The organism is Candidatus Accumulibacter cognatus (assembly GCF_000584975.1).
In the GTDB taxonomy this organism is placed as follows: Bacteria; Pseudomonadota; Gammaproteobacteria; order Burkholderiales; family Rhodocyclaceae; genus Accumulibacter; species Accumulibacter cognatus.
The window spans coordinates 52533-68063 of the sequence record NZ_JDST02000030.1; the positions used below are offsets into that span (position 1 = coordinate 52533).

Here is a 15531-nt window from a genome sequence, read left to right on the forward strand (position 1 = left end):
CTCAGGCCTCTTCCTCGGTCGCAGTCCGGTTGGCCAGGCGCTCGACCTGCATTCCGATCGGTTCGACATCGAAGCGACGCCTGCCGATCGGGATCGCAAAGCCCTTGCGTTTCTCGATGATCACCCCGACCGGGCAGACATGCGCCGCCTTGTCGGCCAGGGAAAAGTCGGTATCGGCCAGCCGCCCGGACTCGGCATTGACGATCAGATGCTTGGTCAAGCCCCGCCCGGAGAGGGCAAAGACATTCTTGCCATCAACGTCACGGCTGGCGCGCACGCACAGCTCGCAGAGAATGCAGCGATTGAAGTCGAGCAGCAGATCGGGGTGCGAAGCATCGAGCGGCCGGTTTGGATAGAACTGGTTGAAATGCGGCGACAGCATTTCAAGTTCGTAGGCCAGGGCCTGCAGCATGCAGTTGCCGCTCTGTTCGCACGAGGGACAGAAATGATTGCCTTCAACGAACAGCATCTGCAGCATCGTCCGCCGTTTGTCGTTGAGATCCGGCGAATTGTTCTCGACCTCCATGCCATCCTTCGCCGGCATCGTGCACGACGACACGTAACGGCCGTTGGCCTTCACCGTACATAGCTTGCAACTGCCTTGCGGCTTGAACCCGGGATGATGACAGAGGTGTGGAATGAAAATCTCGGCGGCCATCGCCGCGTCCATGATCGTCTGTCCGTCCTCGAAAGGCACCGCCAGGCCGTCGAGCAGAATATTGGGTGTTTTCATGGCGCACATCCCTTCATTCGGGCGGCAAGACCGAAGTGCGCCGCTGCATCGTCGCGTCCGGTCATCTGGCGAGCCGCGTCGAGCGCCTGGTCGAGGTCGAAAGCCGGTACGAAGTCGAGCGAGCGCAGGCGTCGCTCATACGCCGGGCGAAACTTGTTGAGCGTATCGAACACGGGATTGCATGCCGACTGTCCGAGCCCGCAATGGCTGGCGGCATGCAGAAGGCGATGGATTTTGAAGATCTCGTTGATGTCGTACTGCGAGCCACGGCCGTCGGCGATCTTGTCCATGCAGTTGGCGACCAGCGCTGTGCCTACGCGGCAGGGCGTACAAAAGCCACAGCTCTCGTGTGCGAAGAAGTGGGCGAAATTGCGAGCCACCTCGAACATGTCGCGATGCGCGCCGAAAACCATGAAAGCGCCTGCCGTCGGTACATCCTCGAAAGCAATGTGGCGGGAAAACTCGTGCATCCCGAGGCAGATTCCCGAAGGCCCGCTGACTTGCACTGCTTGCGCGTTACCGGCGCCGCAGTCCTTGAGCACCTGCGCCACCGAAACGCCGAAGGGGTACTCGTAGATCCCCGGCGTTTCGACGTCGCCCGAAATTGACAAGAGCTTGGTGCCGGTCGACTGCTTGGTGCCCAGACCGGCAAACCAGGCGCCCCCATGGACCGCGATCAGTGCCGCCTTGCACAGCGTCTCGACGTTGTTCACTACTGTCGGCTGCCCGCGATAACCAACGCTGACTGGGAAAGGCGGGCGAATCCTCGGTACGCCGCGCTTGCCTTCGAGTGATTCGAGCAGCGCCGACTCCTCCCCGCAGACATAGGCCCCGGCACCGAGGTGAATGTCGATCTCGAAGTCACGACCCGCCTGGCCGCACAGGGATTGTCCGAGAAGGCCGCTCTGCCGGCGCCGCGCGAGGTTTGCACGCAATGCCGGCAGCAGGTACGCATACTCACTACGCAGGTAGAGCAGGCCCTTGCCAGCACCGATCGTCAAACCCGCTACACTCATGCCGTCGAAAACCAGGTCGGCATAGCTGGAGAGCAGCACGCGATCCTTGAAGGTGCCGGGTTCGCCCTCGTCGGCATTGCAGACCACGTAGCGGCTTAGGTGCTCGCCCTGGCCTTCCGCCCGGCGTGCCGACTCCCACTTGACCTGTGTGGTGAAACCAGCACCCCCGCGTCCGCGCAGATTGGAGGCCTTCATTTCCGCAAGCATCGCCTCGGCGCCGCGCGCAATCGCCGCCCGCATCGCTTCGCCGGCCGGCCAGGACACGTTCAGCAAGGCATCGCGGCGGCGCAGATTGTCGTCGACCCGAAAGTATTCCTCTGGCCAGTCGGCCAATGGCACCTTTGCCCGGATCAGTTCGCTGATACGGTCGATGCGCTCGGCCGACAAGCGTGTCAGTGCCCGCCCATTGACCAGCAGCGCCGGCCCTTGGTCGCACATGCCGGTACAGGAAGTGGTATCGACGCTGACCAGCCCCTCCTCGGAAACCTTGCCGCGCTCGATCCACAGGCGGTTGCACAGGCGATCCATCAGCTCGGCGCTGCCGAGCATGCGATCGGTGATGTTGTCTGAGAACAGTACGCGATAGCGACCGACCGGCGCCAGGTGCAGGAAGGAATAGAAACCGGCAACGCCTTCGACGCGCGCGCGCGGCAGTTTGAGCGCCCTGGCGATCGCGGTCAGCGCCGCTGCGGGCAGGTAAGCCAGCGCGTCCTGCACCGCCAGCAGAATCTGCAGCAACTGGCCCGGATCACCGCCATGACGGTCGATGATCGGCTGCAGCAGTTCGTCCAGCCTTGCGGCATCAAAACATTCTTCCGTCACGACAGTCTCCCACCGAGCGCAGCGATTTCCGATCCACCCCAGGAAGCCTAAGCCTCTCCATCGCAGTACGTACTGATGCAGGTCAACAAAATGTCCGATGAGCCACCGGATCGTGCCGCGCAGATTCAGATCGTCATGGCATTTTGTGCTGCGTTGCAGCATAATAACATCCATCAGTGAGTCATTGCCGATTCCAGAGTGCGTCACTGCGGCGACTAGCCTGCCACATCGCTGCGAGAACCTGCAGCCGGGTCGGTGACGGACTTCTGAGCGGCGGCGGGTACAATATCCCGGCCTCGTTCTGATCACCCCTGCAATCGTCATTCGGAGCCCAGCATGCATTTTGAGACCCCGCTCGAATTTCTCGAAAGTCGAACCTACGACGAGATCAATGTCGGTGACAGCTCGTCACTGATCCGCACACTGCGCCCGGAGGATGTCAGACTCTTCGCCCTGATGTCCGGCGACATGAATCCCGCACTGGCCAATGCCGAATTCCGCCACAGCGGCCTGTTCCAGGATTTCATCGCACACGGCATGTGGACCGCATCACTGATGTCGACCACCCTGGGAACGCAGTTTCCAGGGCCGGGAACCGTCCTGATCGAATCGACCGTGCACTTTGCGCGGCCGGTGACCATCGGCGATACCGTTACCGTAACGCTTACCGTCAAACAGAAGTTCGACCACAACCACCACATCATCCTCGACTGTACCTGTTTCAATCAGGATCAGTTGCTGGTGGTGTCGGGCAGCGCTGAAGTGCTGGCGCCGCGGGAAAAAATCCGCACCAAGCGCACGACCATGCCGGAAATCACCATATCCGACAAATATGCGCGGCTGCAGGTGCTGGTCAAGCGTGCCGAAGGCCTGGCACCGATCGACATGACGGTGGTTCACCCCTGTGATCGTGAATCGCTCAGGGGCGCCCTGCTTGCCGCCGAGGCGAACCTGATCGACCCGATCCTGATCGGACCCGAGCAGAAGATTCGCGCCGTCGCTGAGGAACATGGCTTTGACCTCGGACCGCACCGGATCGTGAACGTCAAGCACAGCCATGAAGCCGCGGCCATGGCCGTAACGCTGATCCGCAGTCACGACGCCGAGGCCCTGATGAAGGGCAGCCTGCACACCGATGAACTGATGGCCGAGGTGATTGCCCGCAGCACGGGCCTGCGCACCGAGCGGCGCATCAGCCATGTCTTCCTGATGGACGTGCCGACCTATCCGCGGCCTGTGATGATCACCGATGCGGCTGTAAATATCCTGCCGACGCTGCAGGAGAAGGTCGACATCATCCAGAACGCCATCGACCTCGCGCATATCATCGGCACCGCCGAACCCAAGGTCGCCATTCTCTCGGCGGTAGAGACCGTCAACCCCAAAATCCAGTCCACGCTCGACGCCGCAGCACTGTGCAAGATGGCCGACCGCGGCCAGATCAAAGGTGGGCTACTCGACGGTCCCCTCGCCTTTGACAACGCCGTCTCGCTGGTTGCCGCGAAGACCAAGGGAATCAGCTCGGCGGTCGCTGGACGTGCCGACATCCTCGTCGTCCCCGACCTCGAATCCGGCAACATGCTCGCCAAACAGCTTGAATACCTGGGCAACGCGCTCAGCGCCGGCATCGTCCTCGGCGCACGCGTGCCGATCGTCCTTACCAGCCGCGCCGACACTGCCGAAACGCGCATCGCCTCCTGCGTGATCGCCGCGCTGATCGCGCACGCCGCCCGCGAGAAACAGGCGAGTTAGCGGTGGCTGCGACCTTGGCGCGTGACTTTCCGAACCCTTGCTCTTCTTGTCAATCGCCTGCTGCGCCAGCGCTGGCGGACAGTCCCTGGATGAGCGCAGCCGCACGGTCGTGAGTCGCTGAAGCGGCTCGCACATTAACCGCCCGGATGATCCGGCACAAACGGCTTGACGCTGCTTCGATCAGCGCGCTGCCGCGGTGCATGCATTCCTCGAGCGGCATCGGCCGGTCGCAGATGCTGAGAACAGCATCGATTCCCTGGGCCAGGACCGCGTCGGCGCCCTGGCCCAGACCACCCGACAGGCAGAATACCGGCACCTGGAACTGTTTGGCGATTCTCGCGACACCGACCGGAGCCTTGCCGAAAGCGGTCTGAAAATCGGTGTGGCCTTCGCCGGTCAGCACGAAAGCGGCGTCGCTGACGACCTCGGCAAAATTGACCGCGTCGAGGACGATGTCGATGCCGGGGCTGAGTTTCGCCGGTGTGAAGAACAGCAACCCGGCGCCAAGGCCGCCGGCTGCACCCGCGCCTGCGAGTTCGGCCACCTGGCGACCAGTCGTAGCCTGTGCATGGGCGGCAAAATGTGCGAGTGCGGCATCGAGTTCGGCGACGACGGCCGGGGTCGCGCCTTTCTGTGGGCCAAAAACGGCCGATGCACCTCGCGCACCGCAGAGCGGATTGTCCACGTCGCAGGCGACGGTGATTTCAGTTTCCAGCAAGCGTGTGTCGAGACCTGTCAGATCGATATGCTGAAGTTGCGCTAACGCGGCACCGCCTGCCGGCAGTTCGAGGCCTTGAGCGTTGGTGAAACGAACGCCGAGTGCACGCGCCATGCCAGCGCCACCGTCGTTGGTGGCACTGCCGCCGATACCGATGATGATCTTGCGCAGGCCGGCATCGAGCGCCGCGCGGATCAATTCGCCAGTGCCGTAGGTACTGGTGACGCGCGGGTCGTGGCGGCTGGCATTCAGCAGCGTCAGGCCCGAAGCGGCCGCCATTTCGATCACCGCGCTCTGGCCATCGCCGAGAACTCCCCACTGGGCGGTGATTTTCTCGCCGCGTGGGTCGCTGACCTCGTGCACGCGCAGTTGGCCTGCGGTAGCGCTGACCAGCGCCTGTACGGTTCCCTCTCCGCCGTCGGCGATCGGGATCTTGCGCACTTCGGCCGTCGGGAAGACCTGCAGGATTCCTCGTGCCATGGCCTCGGCAACCGCCATCGCCGACACGCTGCCCTTGTATGAATCCGGTGCCACCACGATACGCAACATGTCTGCTTCTCCAGCTACGATTGAAAAGGATGATCTCCCTGGCAAAGAGAATCGCCCAGAGGCAGCCAACGATGAACACCGAGAGTTTGCCGTCGCCGGTCCCAATCCTGGCGCCGTCAGTTCCCTCTGGCCTCCAATTGTCTCATCCTGGTGCCCGTTTTGGGGCTACGCACCATTATGGTGCGCGATTCAGCTACCAGACCGGGCAAGGACACCCAGTCATCCCTCTGCTAGCATCCATTAGTTTCCGTGAAGGTCTGGCATGGTGGTTGCTTTGTTATCCGGACAGGAAGATTTCTTCCTTTCTTCCCAGTTCTTAACCTTCGAGGAGCCAAAACAGATGCTACGTCGTAATTTCATGAAGACGCTTTCAGCCGCCGCCATCACCACCGCTTTCGGACTCACCTCGGTCAGCGCACTGGCTGCGGAGACGATCAAGGTCGGGGTTCTACATTCCCTTTCTGGGACAATGGCCATTTCCGAGACGGCGCTCAAGGAGACTGTCCTGATGGCCATCGACGAGATCAACAGCAAGGGTGGCGTGCTTGGCAAGAAACTCGAACCGGTGGTTGTCGACCCGGCCTCGAACTGGCCGCTGTTCGCCGAGAAGGCACGCCAGTTGCTGAGCAAGGACAAGGTCGCGGTCACTTTTGGCTGCTGGACCTCGGTGTCACGCAAGTCGGTGCTGCCAGTCTACAAGGAACTCAACGGTCTGCTGTTCTATCCGGTGCAGTACGAAGGCGAGGAACTCGAGTACAACGTCTTCTACACTGGCGCTGCGCCAAACCAGCAGGCGATTCCGGCGGTCGAGTATCTGATGAGCAAGGACGGCGGTGAAGCCAAGCGCTTTGTCCTGCTCGGCACCGACTACGTCTATCCGCGCACCACCAACAAGATTCTGCGCGCCTTCCTCAAGTCGAAGGGCGTCGCCGATGCCGACATCATGGAAGAGTACACGCCTTTCGGTCATAGCGACTACCAGACGATCATCGCCAAGATCAAGAAGTTCTCCAGCGAAGGCAAGAAGACGGCGGTGGTCTCGACCATCAACGGCGACTCCAACGTGCCGTTCTACAAGGAACTCGGCAATGCTGGCCTGAAGGCCACCGAAGTGCCGGTGGTCGCCTTCTCGGTCGGCGAAGAGGAACTGCGCGGCGTCGATACCAAGCCGCTGGTCGGGCACCTGGCGTCGTGGAACTACTTCATGTCCTTGAAGAACCCCGAGAACGACAAGTTCACCAAGCTGTACCGCGCTTGGGCGGTCAAGCAGAAGCTGCCCAACGCCGACAAGGCGGTGACCAACGACCCGATGGAAGCGACCTATATCGGAGTCTATATGTGGAAGCAGGCGGTCGAGAAGGCCAAGTCTACCGACGTCGACAAGGTGATCGCGGCGATGGCGGGGCAGACCTTCAAGGCGCCGTCCGGTTTCACAATCAAGATGGACGAGAAGAACCACCATCTGCACAAGCCTGTATTCATCGGTGAAATCAAGGCCGACGGGCAATTCAATGTCGTCTGGAAGACTCCTGGTCCGATCAAGGCTGCACCGTGGAGCCCGTACATTCCGGGTAACGACAAGAAGAAGGATCAGCCGGAAGGCAAGTAAGCAGCGCGTGAGTCGCGGCCGCGACTCACGCAGCTTCCTCTGCCCCTCCCGGCTCCGGAAGAGGCAGAGGGATTAGGAGAAAGCATGCGCACCACTGGATTACTGCTTTGCGGATGGCTGTTGAATACGGCTTGCCTGGCGGCGATTGACCCGACTCTGCTCAAGCCACTCGCGTCCGAAGACTCGGAGACCAAGATCGCCGCGATTGCCGCGCTGGCGCAAGCAGCACCCGACGAAGCGCTGCCCGTCCTCAAGGCACTGGCCGACGACTCGCTGGCGCTGGCCGGCGAGCGGGTGGTGATCGTCGACGGCGCGCGTGTCCTCGACGCAGCCAGCCACACCGAAATCAAGCCGACACCTGCGGCGACCGAGACGATCGGCATCAACAACCGCGTGCGCCGTGAGCTGTCGGGCGCCCTCGCCGCGCTGCGGCTGTTCTCGAACGAACGCGCAATGCGCTGGCAAGCTGCCCAGGAGCTGACATTGAGCGCAGACGCCAAAATGCTGCCGCTGCTCGACAGGGCGCTGGCCATCGAAACTGACCCCGAGATCAGGACCCGCCTGCAATTGGCGCATGCGCAAGCCAGCCTCGGTTCGACCGAGGCTGAGGTGCGACTTGCCGCTGTCCGTATCCTCGGCGAAAGCAGCGACCCCAACGTCCGGCAAATGCTGCTGCCGCTGACCGAAAAGCGCGGCGACGCCTGGATCGAGCCCGACAGCGCAGTGCGCGCCGCGGCGGGGACATCGATCCGTTCGATAGAGCAGCGGCTGGCTTGGGCTGACAATCTCGGCCGCGCTTTCACTGGCCTGTCGCTCGGCTCGATCCTCCTGCTCGCCGCCCTTGGCCTGGCGATCACCTACGGCGTCATGGGTGTCATCAACATGGCACATGGCGAACTGCTGATGGTCGGCGCCTATTCGGCATGGGTGATGCAGAGCGTATTTCGAGCCCATCTGCCGGGGCTGCTCGACTGGTATCTGCTGGCGGCAATCCCGGTCGGCTTTATATCGGCAGCACTGGTCGGCATCCTCATGGAACGGATCGTCATCCGCCACCTCTATGGCCGCCCACTGGAGACACTACTCGCCACTTGGGGAATCTCGCTGTTTCTGATGCAGGTGGCGCGCACGCTATTCGGCGCGCAGAACGTCGAGGTCGCCAACCCGGTATGGATGGCCGGCGGCATAGAGGTCTTGCCCAACCTGATGCTGCCCTGGAACCGGATCATCATCGTCGGCTTCTCGATTGCCGTGCTCGCCGTGATGTGGGCGATTCTCAATCTCTCTCGCCTAGGGATGTTCGTCCGCGCGGTGACGCAGAACCGTGCCATGGCCGGCTGCGTCGGCGTGCCGACCGGGCGCGTCGATACCCTGGCCTTCGGCCTCGGTGCAGGGATCGCTGGACTCGGCGGCGTGGCACTGTCGCAAATTGCCAATGTTGGCCCCGACATGGGGCAGGGCTACATCGTCGATTCATTCATGGTCGTCGTTCTCGGCGGGGTCGGGCAGCTTGCCGGCGCAGTCTGGGCAGCCTTGGGTCTGGGCGTGTTCACCAAGTTTCTCGAGGGCTGGACGGGGGCAGTGGTCGCAAAAATCGTCGTGCTGGTGTTCATCATCATTTTCATCCAGAAGCGTCCGCAGGGGCTTTTTGCCCTCAAGGGCCGCTTTGTCGAATCCTAAAGTCCGGGAGATTTCATGCGCCCTTCGCCTGCACGAACCCCTTTGATCGTCCGCATAGGTCAGAGCTTCGACGCGCGCAGCTGGCAGATGGCGGGGTTGTTCGCAGCGTTCGCGCTGCTTGCCGTTCCGATCATGCACCTCGCGCTGCAACCCGACCATCCGCTGCATCTGTCGACCTACTTCATCACCCTGATCGGCAAGATTCTCTGCTACGCGATCGTCGCCGTGGCCATGGATCTGATCTGGGGGTACGGCGGCATCCTCTCGCTCGGGCACGGCCTGTTCTTTGCGCTCGGCGGCTACGCCTTCGGGATGTACCTGATGCGTCAGATCGGCCGTGACGGCAGTTACCAGAGCGACCTGCCGGATTTCATGGTCTTTCTCGACTGGAAAGAATTGCCGTGGTTCTGGGTCGGTAGCGACAGCTTCTTGTGGGTAGCGCTGCTGGTACTCGTGGTGCCGGCACTGATCGCTTTCGTGTTCGGTTACTTTGCTTTCCGTTCACGCATCAAGGGCGTCTATTTCTCGATCATCACCCAGGCCCTGACCTATGCGGCGATGCTGCTCTTCTTTCGCAATGAAACCGGTTTCGGCGGCAACAACGGTTTCACCGACTTCAAGCGCATCCTGGGCTACTCGATCACTGCCCCCGAGACGCGCGTCGTCCTCTTCGGCCTTTCAGCGCTGGCGTTGCTCGGCACCTTGCTGCTCGCCCGTACCCTGGTGACTTCGAAATACGGCCGCATCCTGACGGCAATCCGCGACGCTGAATCGCGGGTGATGTTCATCGGCTACAACCCGCTGTGGTACAAGCTTTTCGTGTGGACCTTGTCGGCGGTGTTGTGCGCCGTTGCCGGTGCGCTGTATGTGCCGCAGGTGGGAATCATCAACCCGTCCGAAATGTCGGTCGCCAATTCGATCGAAATCGCCATATGGGTCGCCGTCGGCGGGCGCGGGACACTGATCGGTCCGGTGATCGGCGCGTTCATCGTCAATCTCGCGAAGAGCTGGTTTACAGTGAGCTTTCCCGAATACTGGCTGTTCTTTCTCGGCACCCTGTTCATCGTCGCGACACTGTATCTCCCCCAGGGCATCGTCGGCCTGTGCCGGAAACTGCGCGCCGGGATGAAGCGTGATAGCCATCCCCTGGCACCGGCAGCAAAAGGAGTCCAGGCATGAACGCCATTGATCTCCAGTTGAACAATCATGACAACCCCGACTGGGACAGCGGCACCGCCGAACTCGGACACCTGCTCAAACCGGGTGAACTCGACCTGTCGCACAAGGTCATCCTATATCTCGAAGACATCACGGTCAGCTTCGACGGTTTCCGGGCGCTGAACAAGCTGTCACTGGCAATCGACGCCGGCGAGCTGCGCTGCATCATCGGGCCCAACGGCGCAGGCAAGACTACGATGATGGACGTGATCACCGGCAAGACGCGGCCCGACGAAGGAAGTGTCTTCTTTGGTCAGACGATTGATCTGGCGCGTCTCTCCGAACCCGAGATTGCGCATGTCGGGATCGGCCGTAAGTTCCAGAAGCCGACGATTTTCGAGAATCACACGGTCTTCGAGAATCTCGAACTGGCGATGAAGACCGACAAGCGTGTCTGGCGGAGCCTTTTTGCACAGCTCGATTCGGCGGCCGGCGACTGGATCGCAGAAACGCTGCAGTTGATTCGTCTCGATGCCCAGGCAGACCGGCTGGCCGGTCTGCTGTCGCACGGCCAGAAACAGTGGCTGGAGATCGGCATGCTGCTGATGCAGGAACCGAAGCTGCTGTTGCTCGACGAACCGGTCGCCGGCATGACCGATGAGGAAACCGAACGTACCGGCGAACTCTTCCTGTCGCTCGCCGGCAAGCATTCACTGGTCGTCGTCGAGCACGACATGGCTTTCGTCAAGCAGCTCGGCAGCAAGGTCACCGTCCTGCACGAAGGCAGCGTCCTTGCCGAGGGAACCCTCGAGGAAGTCCAGTCCGATGCGCGCGTGATTGAAGTCTACCTGGGGCGTTAGAACCACCATGTTAAATGTAGACAATCTGAATCAGTACTACGGCGGCAGCCACATCCTCCGCAACCTCAGTTTCACTGCCGAAGCCGGCAAGGTGACGGCGATTCTCGGGCGCAACGGCGTTGGCAAATCAACGCTGCTGAAGTCGTTGATGGGCTTGCTGCCGGCGAAGAGCGGGCGTATCGAGTTCGCCGGCCACGACCTCACCCGCGCCGCCTCGCACCAGCGCGTCAAGGCCGGCATCGGCTACGTGCCGCAGGGACGCGAGATCTTTCCGCGTCTGACGGTACAGGAGAATCTGCTGATGGGACTCGCCATCTGTCCAGGCCGCACGCCGATTCCTGAGCGCATCTTCGAAATGTTCCCGGTATTGCGGCAGATGCTGCGCCGACGCGGTGGTGACCTCTCGGGTGGGCAGCAGCAGCAACTCGCGATTGGGCGCGCGCTGGCGATGGCGCCGAAACTGCTGATTCTCGACGAGCCCACCGAAGGCATCCAGCCATCGATTATCAAGGACATCGAGCGCGCCGTACGCTCACTCGCCGCCAGCGGCGAAATGGCGATTCTGCTTGTCGAGCAGTACTATGATTTTGCCCGCTCGCTGGCGGATCAATATCTGGTCATGGAACGAGGCGAGATCATCATGCGCGGACGCGGCGAAGACATGGATAAGGACGGGGTCCTGGCGGCGCTGGCGGTTTAGCGGCAACCGCAACAAACGAGGAAGCGGAACAGCGCGCCCATTCGATCACCGAGACGACAGCCCCACCGTCACGTTTCTCTGGTCTCTCTATCTTCCGGCAAGCACACTGGGCGACGATAACATTCGTCGGCTCTCTGCCCGAACGTTCCATCGAAGAATCAAAATACTGACCGCTTGCCCGGATCCGTCTGACGATCGCTGGCTACCATCCACTGATGACTGCGATCAGTTCCAGTCATCGCCCGCTCTGGCGTCAAAAACCTGATCCGCCGGTGACACCGTGATACGATCGTAATTTGCTAGGCGAAATGCCTGGTCATTTGTCGCTTGTGCTTGAACAAGGGAGGGTATCGGAAAGAGGGTTTTTTGATAGCAAGAGTCTGAATGGAGGGCCTGTACCATGGATCTGGCAATGAGTTTCAAGAATGACAAGCTGGTCGGCGATTTCTGGGGAGGCCTCGCGGCGATGCTCGTCGCCCTGCCATCGGCGATCGCTTTTGGCGTCACCATTTATGCCTCGATTGGTCCAGCTTATGCCGGTTTGGGCGCACTCGCAGGGATTCTCGGAGCGGCCGCCCTCGGCCTGGTGGCGCCGAGTCTGGGAGGCACCAATCGACTGATCACGGCGCCGTGTGCACCCGCAGCAGCGGTACTCTCGGCGTTTGCCATCGAACTCGTCCAACAGGACGTAGACCCGGCGTTCATCGTGCTGCGGCTCACTGCCCTCGGCCTGGTGGCCGGACTGATTCAGCTTCTTCTGGGCTTGATGCGGATCGGCAGCCTAATCAAATACATTCCGTTTCCGGTGGTCAGTGGCTACCTGACCGGGGTGGGCCTGATCATCATTGGCAGCCAGATTCCAAAATTCCTCGGCGTGTTCGGCAACCAGTCCTTGTGGCGGACGCTGACCTCACCGCAGACATGGCAATGGCAGAGCGTACTGATCGGCGGCGTCACGGCAACTGTGATGCTTGGAGCGCCTTTGCTTACCCGCGTTATACCCGCAGCCATCCTCGGCCTGCTGGCTGGAGTGCTCAGCTATTTCGGATTGGCACTCTTCGTGGACGAGTCGATGCTGGTCCTTGAAGGCAACAAACTGATCATCGGGCCACTTGGCGGTTCCGCTGCTGGCATGCTTGAGGCGGTTACCGGACGTTGGCGGGACATCGGCGAACTCAAGCTCGGCCAGATCGCTTCTCTCATGGGGACTGCACTGACGCTGGCCGTGTTGCTGTCCATCGATACGCTCAAGACGGCCGTCGTGCTCGATGCACTCACGCGCAGTCGCCACGATTCCAACCGCGAACTGATCGCGCAAGGTCTCGGCAATGTCGGCTCGGCCTGTATCGGCGGAATGCCAGGGGCAGGACAAATGGGCGCGACCCTGGTCAATCTTGCGAGTGGCGGTCAGACACGCATCTCCGGAGTCGTTGAAGGCGTACTGGCGCTGCTCGCGTTTCTCGCCCTGGGAGCGTTCATTGCCTGGATACCGGTCGCTGCCCTGGCGAGCATTCTGATTGTCGTGGGGATCAGGATGATCGACATCAAGAGCCTCCACCTGCTCGAATCCTCGTGGACGATGCTTGACTTCGCGGTGATCATGGCCGTGGTAGCCGTGGCGCTCGCCTACAGCCTGATCGCAGCGTCAGCGGTGGGCATTGCCCTGGCGATGTTCCTGTTCATTCGCGAGCAGTTGATGAGCACGGTCATTCGCCGCAAGGCCAGTGGTAGAGAACGTTTCTCGAAGCGGGTGCGTCTGGGACAAGAGATGGACCTGCTCGAACAGCGCGGAGACCGGACCACCATCCTGGAACTGCAGGGCAGCCTGTTTTTCGGCACCAAGGACCAGCTTTACACTGCCCTCGAGCCTGAATTGAGCAAGCGCAACTACATCGTGCTCGACATGCGCCGTGTCCAGTCGGTTGACGTCACGGCGGTGCATCTCCTGAGTCAGATCAGGGACTCATTGATTGAACGTGAGGCTTTCCTGGTCTTCAGCGGCTTGACGCATACCCTGCCCAACGGAAAGAACCTTGCCGAACTGTTTGAACAGATGGAACTCACGACCAATACCGATCATGTCAAGATATTCGGAGAACTCGACGATGCGGTCGAATGGGTTGAAGATCAGGTTCTCGCGGAGAACTTGATGCAGGTTGCCGAGGTGCCGCCGCTCGAGATCTATGAAATGGAAATCTTCAAGGACTCCAAGGAAGATTCACTGATCGCGCTTGTCGAGTGCCTCGAACGTTGTTCGGTGGCCAAGAACGAGAAGGTGTTCTCTACCGGCGATGCGGCGGATCGTTTGTTTCTCATACGCAAGGGTGCCGTGCGCATCACCACGCCCGTTCCCGGGACGAGCAGCAGCCGCCACCGCCTGACCTATGGGCGTGGCGATTTTGTTGGCGGCCTGTCCTTCGTCACTCGGGCGGTCAGCTTCAGCGCCGATGCAACGGCCATGGAGGATACCGAACTCTACGTGTTGCACCGGGAGAGCTTCGAGAAACTGTGCGAAGAGCACCGACGGCTCGCCTTTCACTTGATGCAGGCCATTGCCCAAGTGCTGGCATTGCGCCTGAGCTACGCCGACAAGGAACTGCTCGCGATGCAGGAGTAGAAGAGACCTGGCGCATCATCGGGTTGGGGGCCGGCATAATGATCAAGGCCAGCAAGTCAATCTGATGAGCGACCATGGGTTTTCTCCCAGAGCCATGGCGATGAGCATCCCGCCAAAGGTACTATAGTCCAATCCCGCCGCTGTGCATTGTAGTAACAGCAATCATGGATCCCTCGCGGTACCGAAAGTCTGAGGTGATAGAGACGAACATGGCGCAGACCAGCGCAATGATGCGGGCGTTATTCGAGTACTGACAGTTGCCGAGGAACTGGGGAACAGCGTCCTATTGCAAGGCTCGCAAGACAACTGCGAAATTCACGACTGCGCGTGCTATCGTAGCAAATCTCCAATCCACCCATGCCGAATAGGGCTATCCTTATCTATATCATTCATCATGTTACGAATTGGAATCGACCTCGGCGGCACAAAGATCGAACTGGTGGCCCTGGATGAATCGGGTCGCATGCTACTACGTCGACGCCGGGCAACGCCGCAGGGCGATTACCAGAAGACCATCGAAGCAGTCGCGGAAATGGTTGAAGCGGTCGAAAACGAACGTGCGCAAAGGGATAGTCGTGTCGGCTTGGGCATCCCCGGTGCCGAGTCTGCGCTTGACGGCAGAATCAAGAATGCCAATTCCACCTGCCTGATCGGCAAGGCGCTGCGGTACGACCTGGAAGAGCGCTTACAACGCAAGGTCCGCTTGGCCAATGATGCCAACTGTTTCGCTCTCTCGGAGGCAGTCGATGGTGCCGGATATGGCGCAGAAGTTGTATTCGGGGTCATCCTGGGAACCGGCGTGGGCGGTGGCATTATCGTTCACCAGCGCGTACTCACTGGCGCCAATCGCATTGCTGGCGAATGGGGCCATAATCCGCTGCCGCTGCTTGAGGAGGAAAACCAGATGCCGCCAAAGTGTTACTGTGGACGCTACGGCTGCATCGAAACTTGGCTCTCGGGTCCGGGAATGTGTGCTGACCACCTGCGTCATGGCGGTCCATCGCTAGCAGCGGAGGAAATCGTGGCGCGTGCCAGTGCAAGAGACCCCAGCAGTGATGCCACACTCGGACGCTACGAGCGGCGTCTGGCCAAGGCACTCGCGCAGGTGGTCAATATCATCGATCCGGACGTGATCGTGCTCGGCGGAGGCCTATCGAACATCGATCGCCTCTACCGCAGGGTTCCAGAACTGTGGGCCGCGCATGTCTTTTCCGATGTGGTAAACACGCGCCTGTTGCGCAACGTTCATGGCGATTCCTCCGGCGTGCGGGGTGCCGCCTGGCTCTGGAACGAGCGTTGAGGTGGCAACCGTCCAGT

General features: G+C 60.9%; 11 protein-coding genes. 8 read left to right on the plus strand and 3 right to left on the minus strand.

Annotated elements, in window-relative coordinates:
* Position 1 precedes the first annotated feature (1 nt).
* Both AW06_RS06370 and AW06_RS06375 read right to left on the minus strand, forming a co-directional pair.
* Entirely contained in the window at positions 2–733 is a 732-nt protein-coding gene (locus AW06_RS06370; protein WP_034947355.1) for a 2Fe-2S iron-sulfur cluster-binding protein, read from the minus strand.
* Complete coding sequence (locus AW06_RS06375) at positions 730–2571, minus strand: NAD(P)H-dependent oxidoreductase subunit E (protein WP_246148238.1); 1842 nt, start codon at positions 2569–2571, stop codon at positions 730–732. Before AW06_RS06375 ends, AW06_RS06370 begins: the two co-directional genes overlap by 4 nt.
* Positions 2572–2907: 336 nt before the next feature.
* Between AW06_RS06375 and AW06_RS06380 the strand changes: the two genes are divergently transcribed.
* Entirely contained in the window at positions 2908–4323 is a 1416-nt protein-coding gene (locus tag AW06_RS06380) for a bifunctional enoyl-CoA hydratase/phosphate acetyltransferase (protein WP_034947357.1), read from the plus strand.
* Positions 4324–4372: 49 nt separating this feature from the next.
* Here AW06_RS06380 and AW06_RS06385 read toward each other — a convergent pair whose 3' ends face one another.
* Positions 4373–5587, minus strand: a complete 1215-nt coding sequence (locus tag AW06_RS06385; RefSeq protein WP_138677257.1) for a glycerate kinase — start codon at positions 5585–5587, stop codon at positions 4373–4375.
* A gap of 343 nt (positions 5588–5930) precedes the next feature.
* Here AW06_RS06385 and urtA point away from each other — a divergent pair, with 343 nt between their 5' ends.
* The 7 genes from urtA (at position 5931) to AW06_RS06420 (ending at position 15514) form a co-directional block, all read left to right on the plus strand.
* Positions 5931–7199 carry an urea ABC transporter substrate-binding protein gene (gene urtA / locus AW06_RS06390; protein WP_034947471.1) on the plus strand — a complete coding sequence of 423 codons (1269 nt, stop codon included), beginning with the start codon at positions 5931–5933 and terminating at the stop codon, positions 7197–7199.
* 84 nt (positions 7200–7283) lie between these two features.
* Complete coding sequence (gene urtB / locus AW06_RS06395) at positions 7284–8879, plus strand: urea ABC transporter permease subunit UrtB (protein WP_034947361.1); 1596 nt, start codon at positions 7284–7286, stop codon at positions 8877–8879.
* 87 nt (positions 8880–8966) lie between these two features.
* The gene (gene urtC / locus AW06_RS06400; RefSeq protein ID WP_246148256.1) at positions 8967–10058 is read left to right on the plus strand and encodes an urea ABC transporter permease subunit UrtC; all 1092 of its coding nucleotides are present in this window, start codon (positions 8967–8969) and stop codon (positions 10056–10058) included.
* Positions 10055–10897, plus strand: a complete 843-nt coding sequence (gene urtD / locus AW06_RS06405) for an urea ABC transporter ATP-binding protein UrtD (RefSeq protein ID WP_034947368.1) — start codon at positions 10055–10057, stop codon at positions 10895–10897. Before urtC ends, urtD begins: the two co-directional genes overlap by 4 nt.
* Before the next feature lie 7 nt (positions 10898–10904).
* A complete protein-coding gene (gene urtE / locus AW06_RS06410; RefSeq protein WP_034947371.1) occupies positions 10905–11597 on the plus strand; it encodes an urea ABC transporter ATP-binding subunit UrtE in 693 nt (230 codons plus the stop codon).
* Positions 11598–12009: 412 nt separating this feature from the next.
* A complete protein-coding gene (locus tag AW06_RS06415) occupies positions 12010–14214 on the plus strand; it encodes a SulP family inorganic anion transporter (RefSeq protein WP_034947474.1) in 2205 nt (734 codons plus the stop codon).
* A gap of 394 nt (positions 14215–14608) precedes the next feature.
* Positions 14609–15514, plus strand: a complete 906-nt coding sequence (locus AW06_RS06420) for an ROK family protein (protein ID WP_034947374.1) — start codon at positions 14609–14611, stop codon at positions 15512–15514.
* Positions 15515–15531: the final 17 nt, after the last annotated feature.

Coding starts and splice junctions, on each gene's coding strand:
- AW06_RS06370 (WP_034947355.1), bottom strand. CDS start 733: ATGAAAACACCCAATATTCTGCTCGACGGCCTGGCGGTGCCTTTCGAG.
- AW06_RS06380 (WP_034947357.1), top strand. CDS start 2,908: ATGCATTTTGAGACCCCGCTCGAATTTCTCGAAAGTCGAACCTACGAC.
- urtA (WP_034947471.1), top strand. CDS start 5,931: ATGCTACGTCGTAATTTCATGAAGACGCTTTCAGCCGCCGCCATCACC.
- urtB (WP_034947361.1), top strand. CDS start 7,284: ATGCGCACCACTGGATTACTGCTTTGCGGATGGCTGTTGAATACGGCT.
- urtC (WP_246148256.1), top strand. CDS start 8,967: ATGGCGGGGTTGTTCGCAGCGTTCGCGCTGCTTGCCGTTCCGATCATG.
- urtD (WP_034947368.1), top strand. CDS start 10,055: ATGAACGCCATTGATCTCCAGTTGAACAATCATGACAACCCCGACTGG.
- urtE (WP_034947371.1), top strand. CDS start 10,905: ATGTTAAATGTAGACAATCTGAATCAGTACTACGGCGGCAGCCACATC.
- AW06_RS06415 (WP_034947474.1), top strand. CDS start 12,010: ATGAGTTTCAAGAATGACAAGCTGGTCGGCGATTTCTGGGGAGGCCTC.
- AW06_RS06420 (WP_034947374.1), top strand. CDS start 14,609: ATGTTACGAATTGGAATCGACCTCGGCGGCACAAAGATCGAACTGGTG.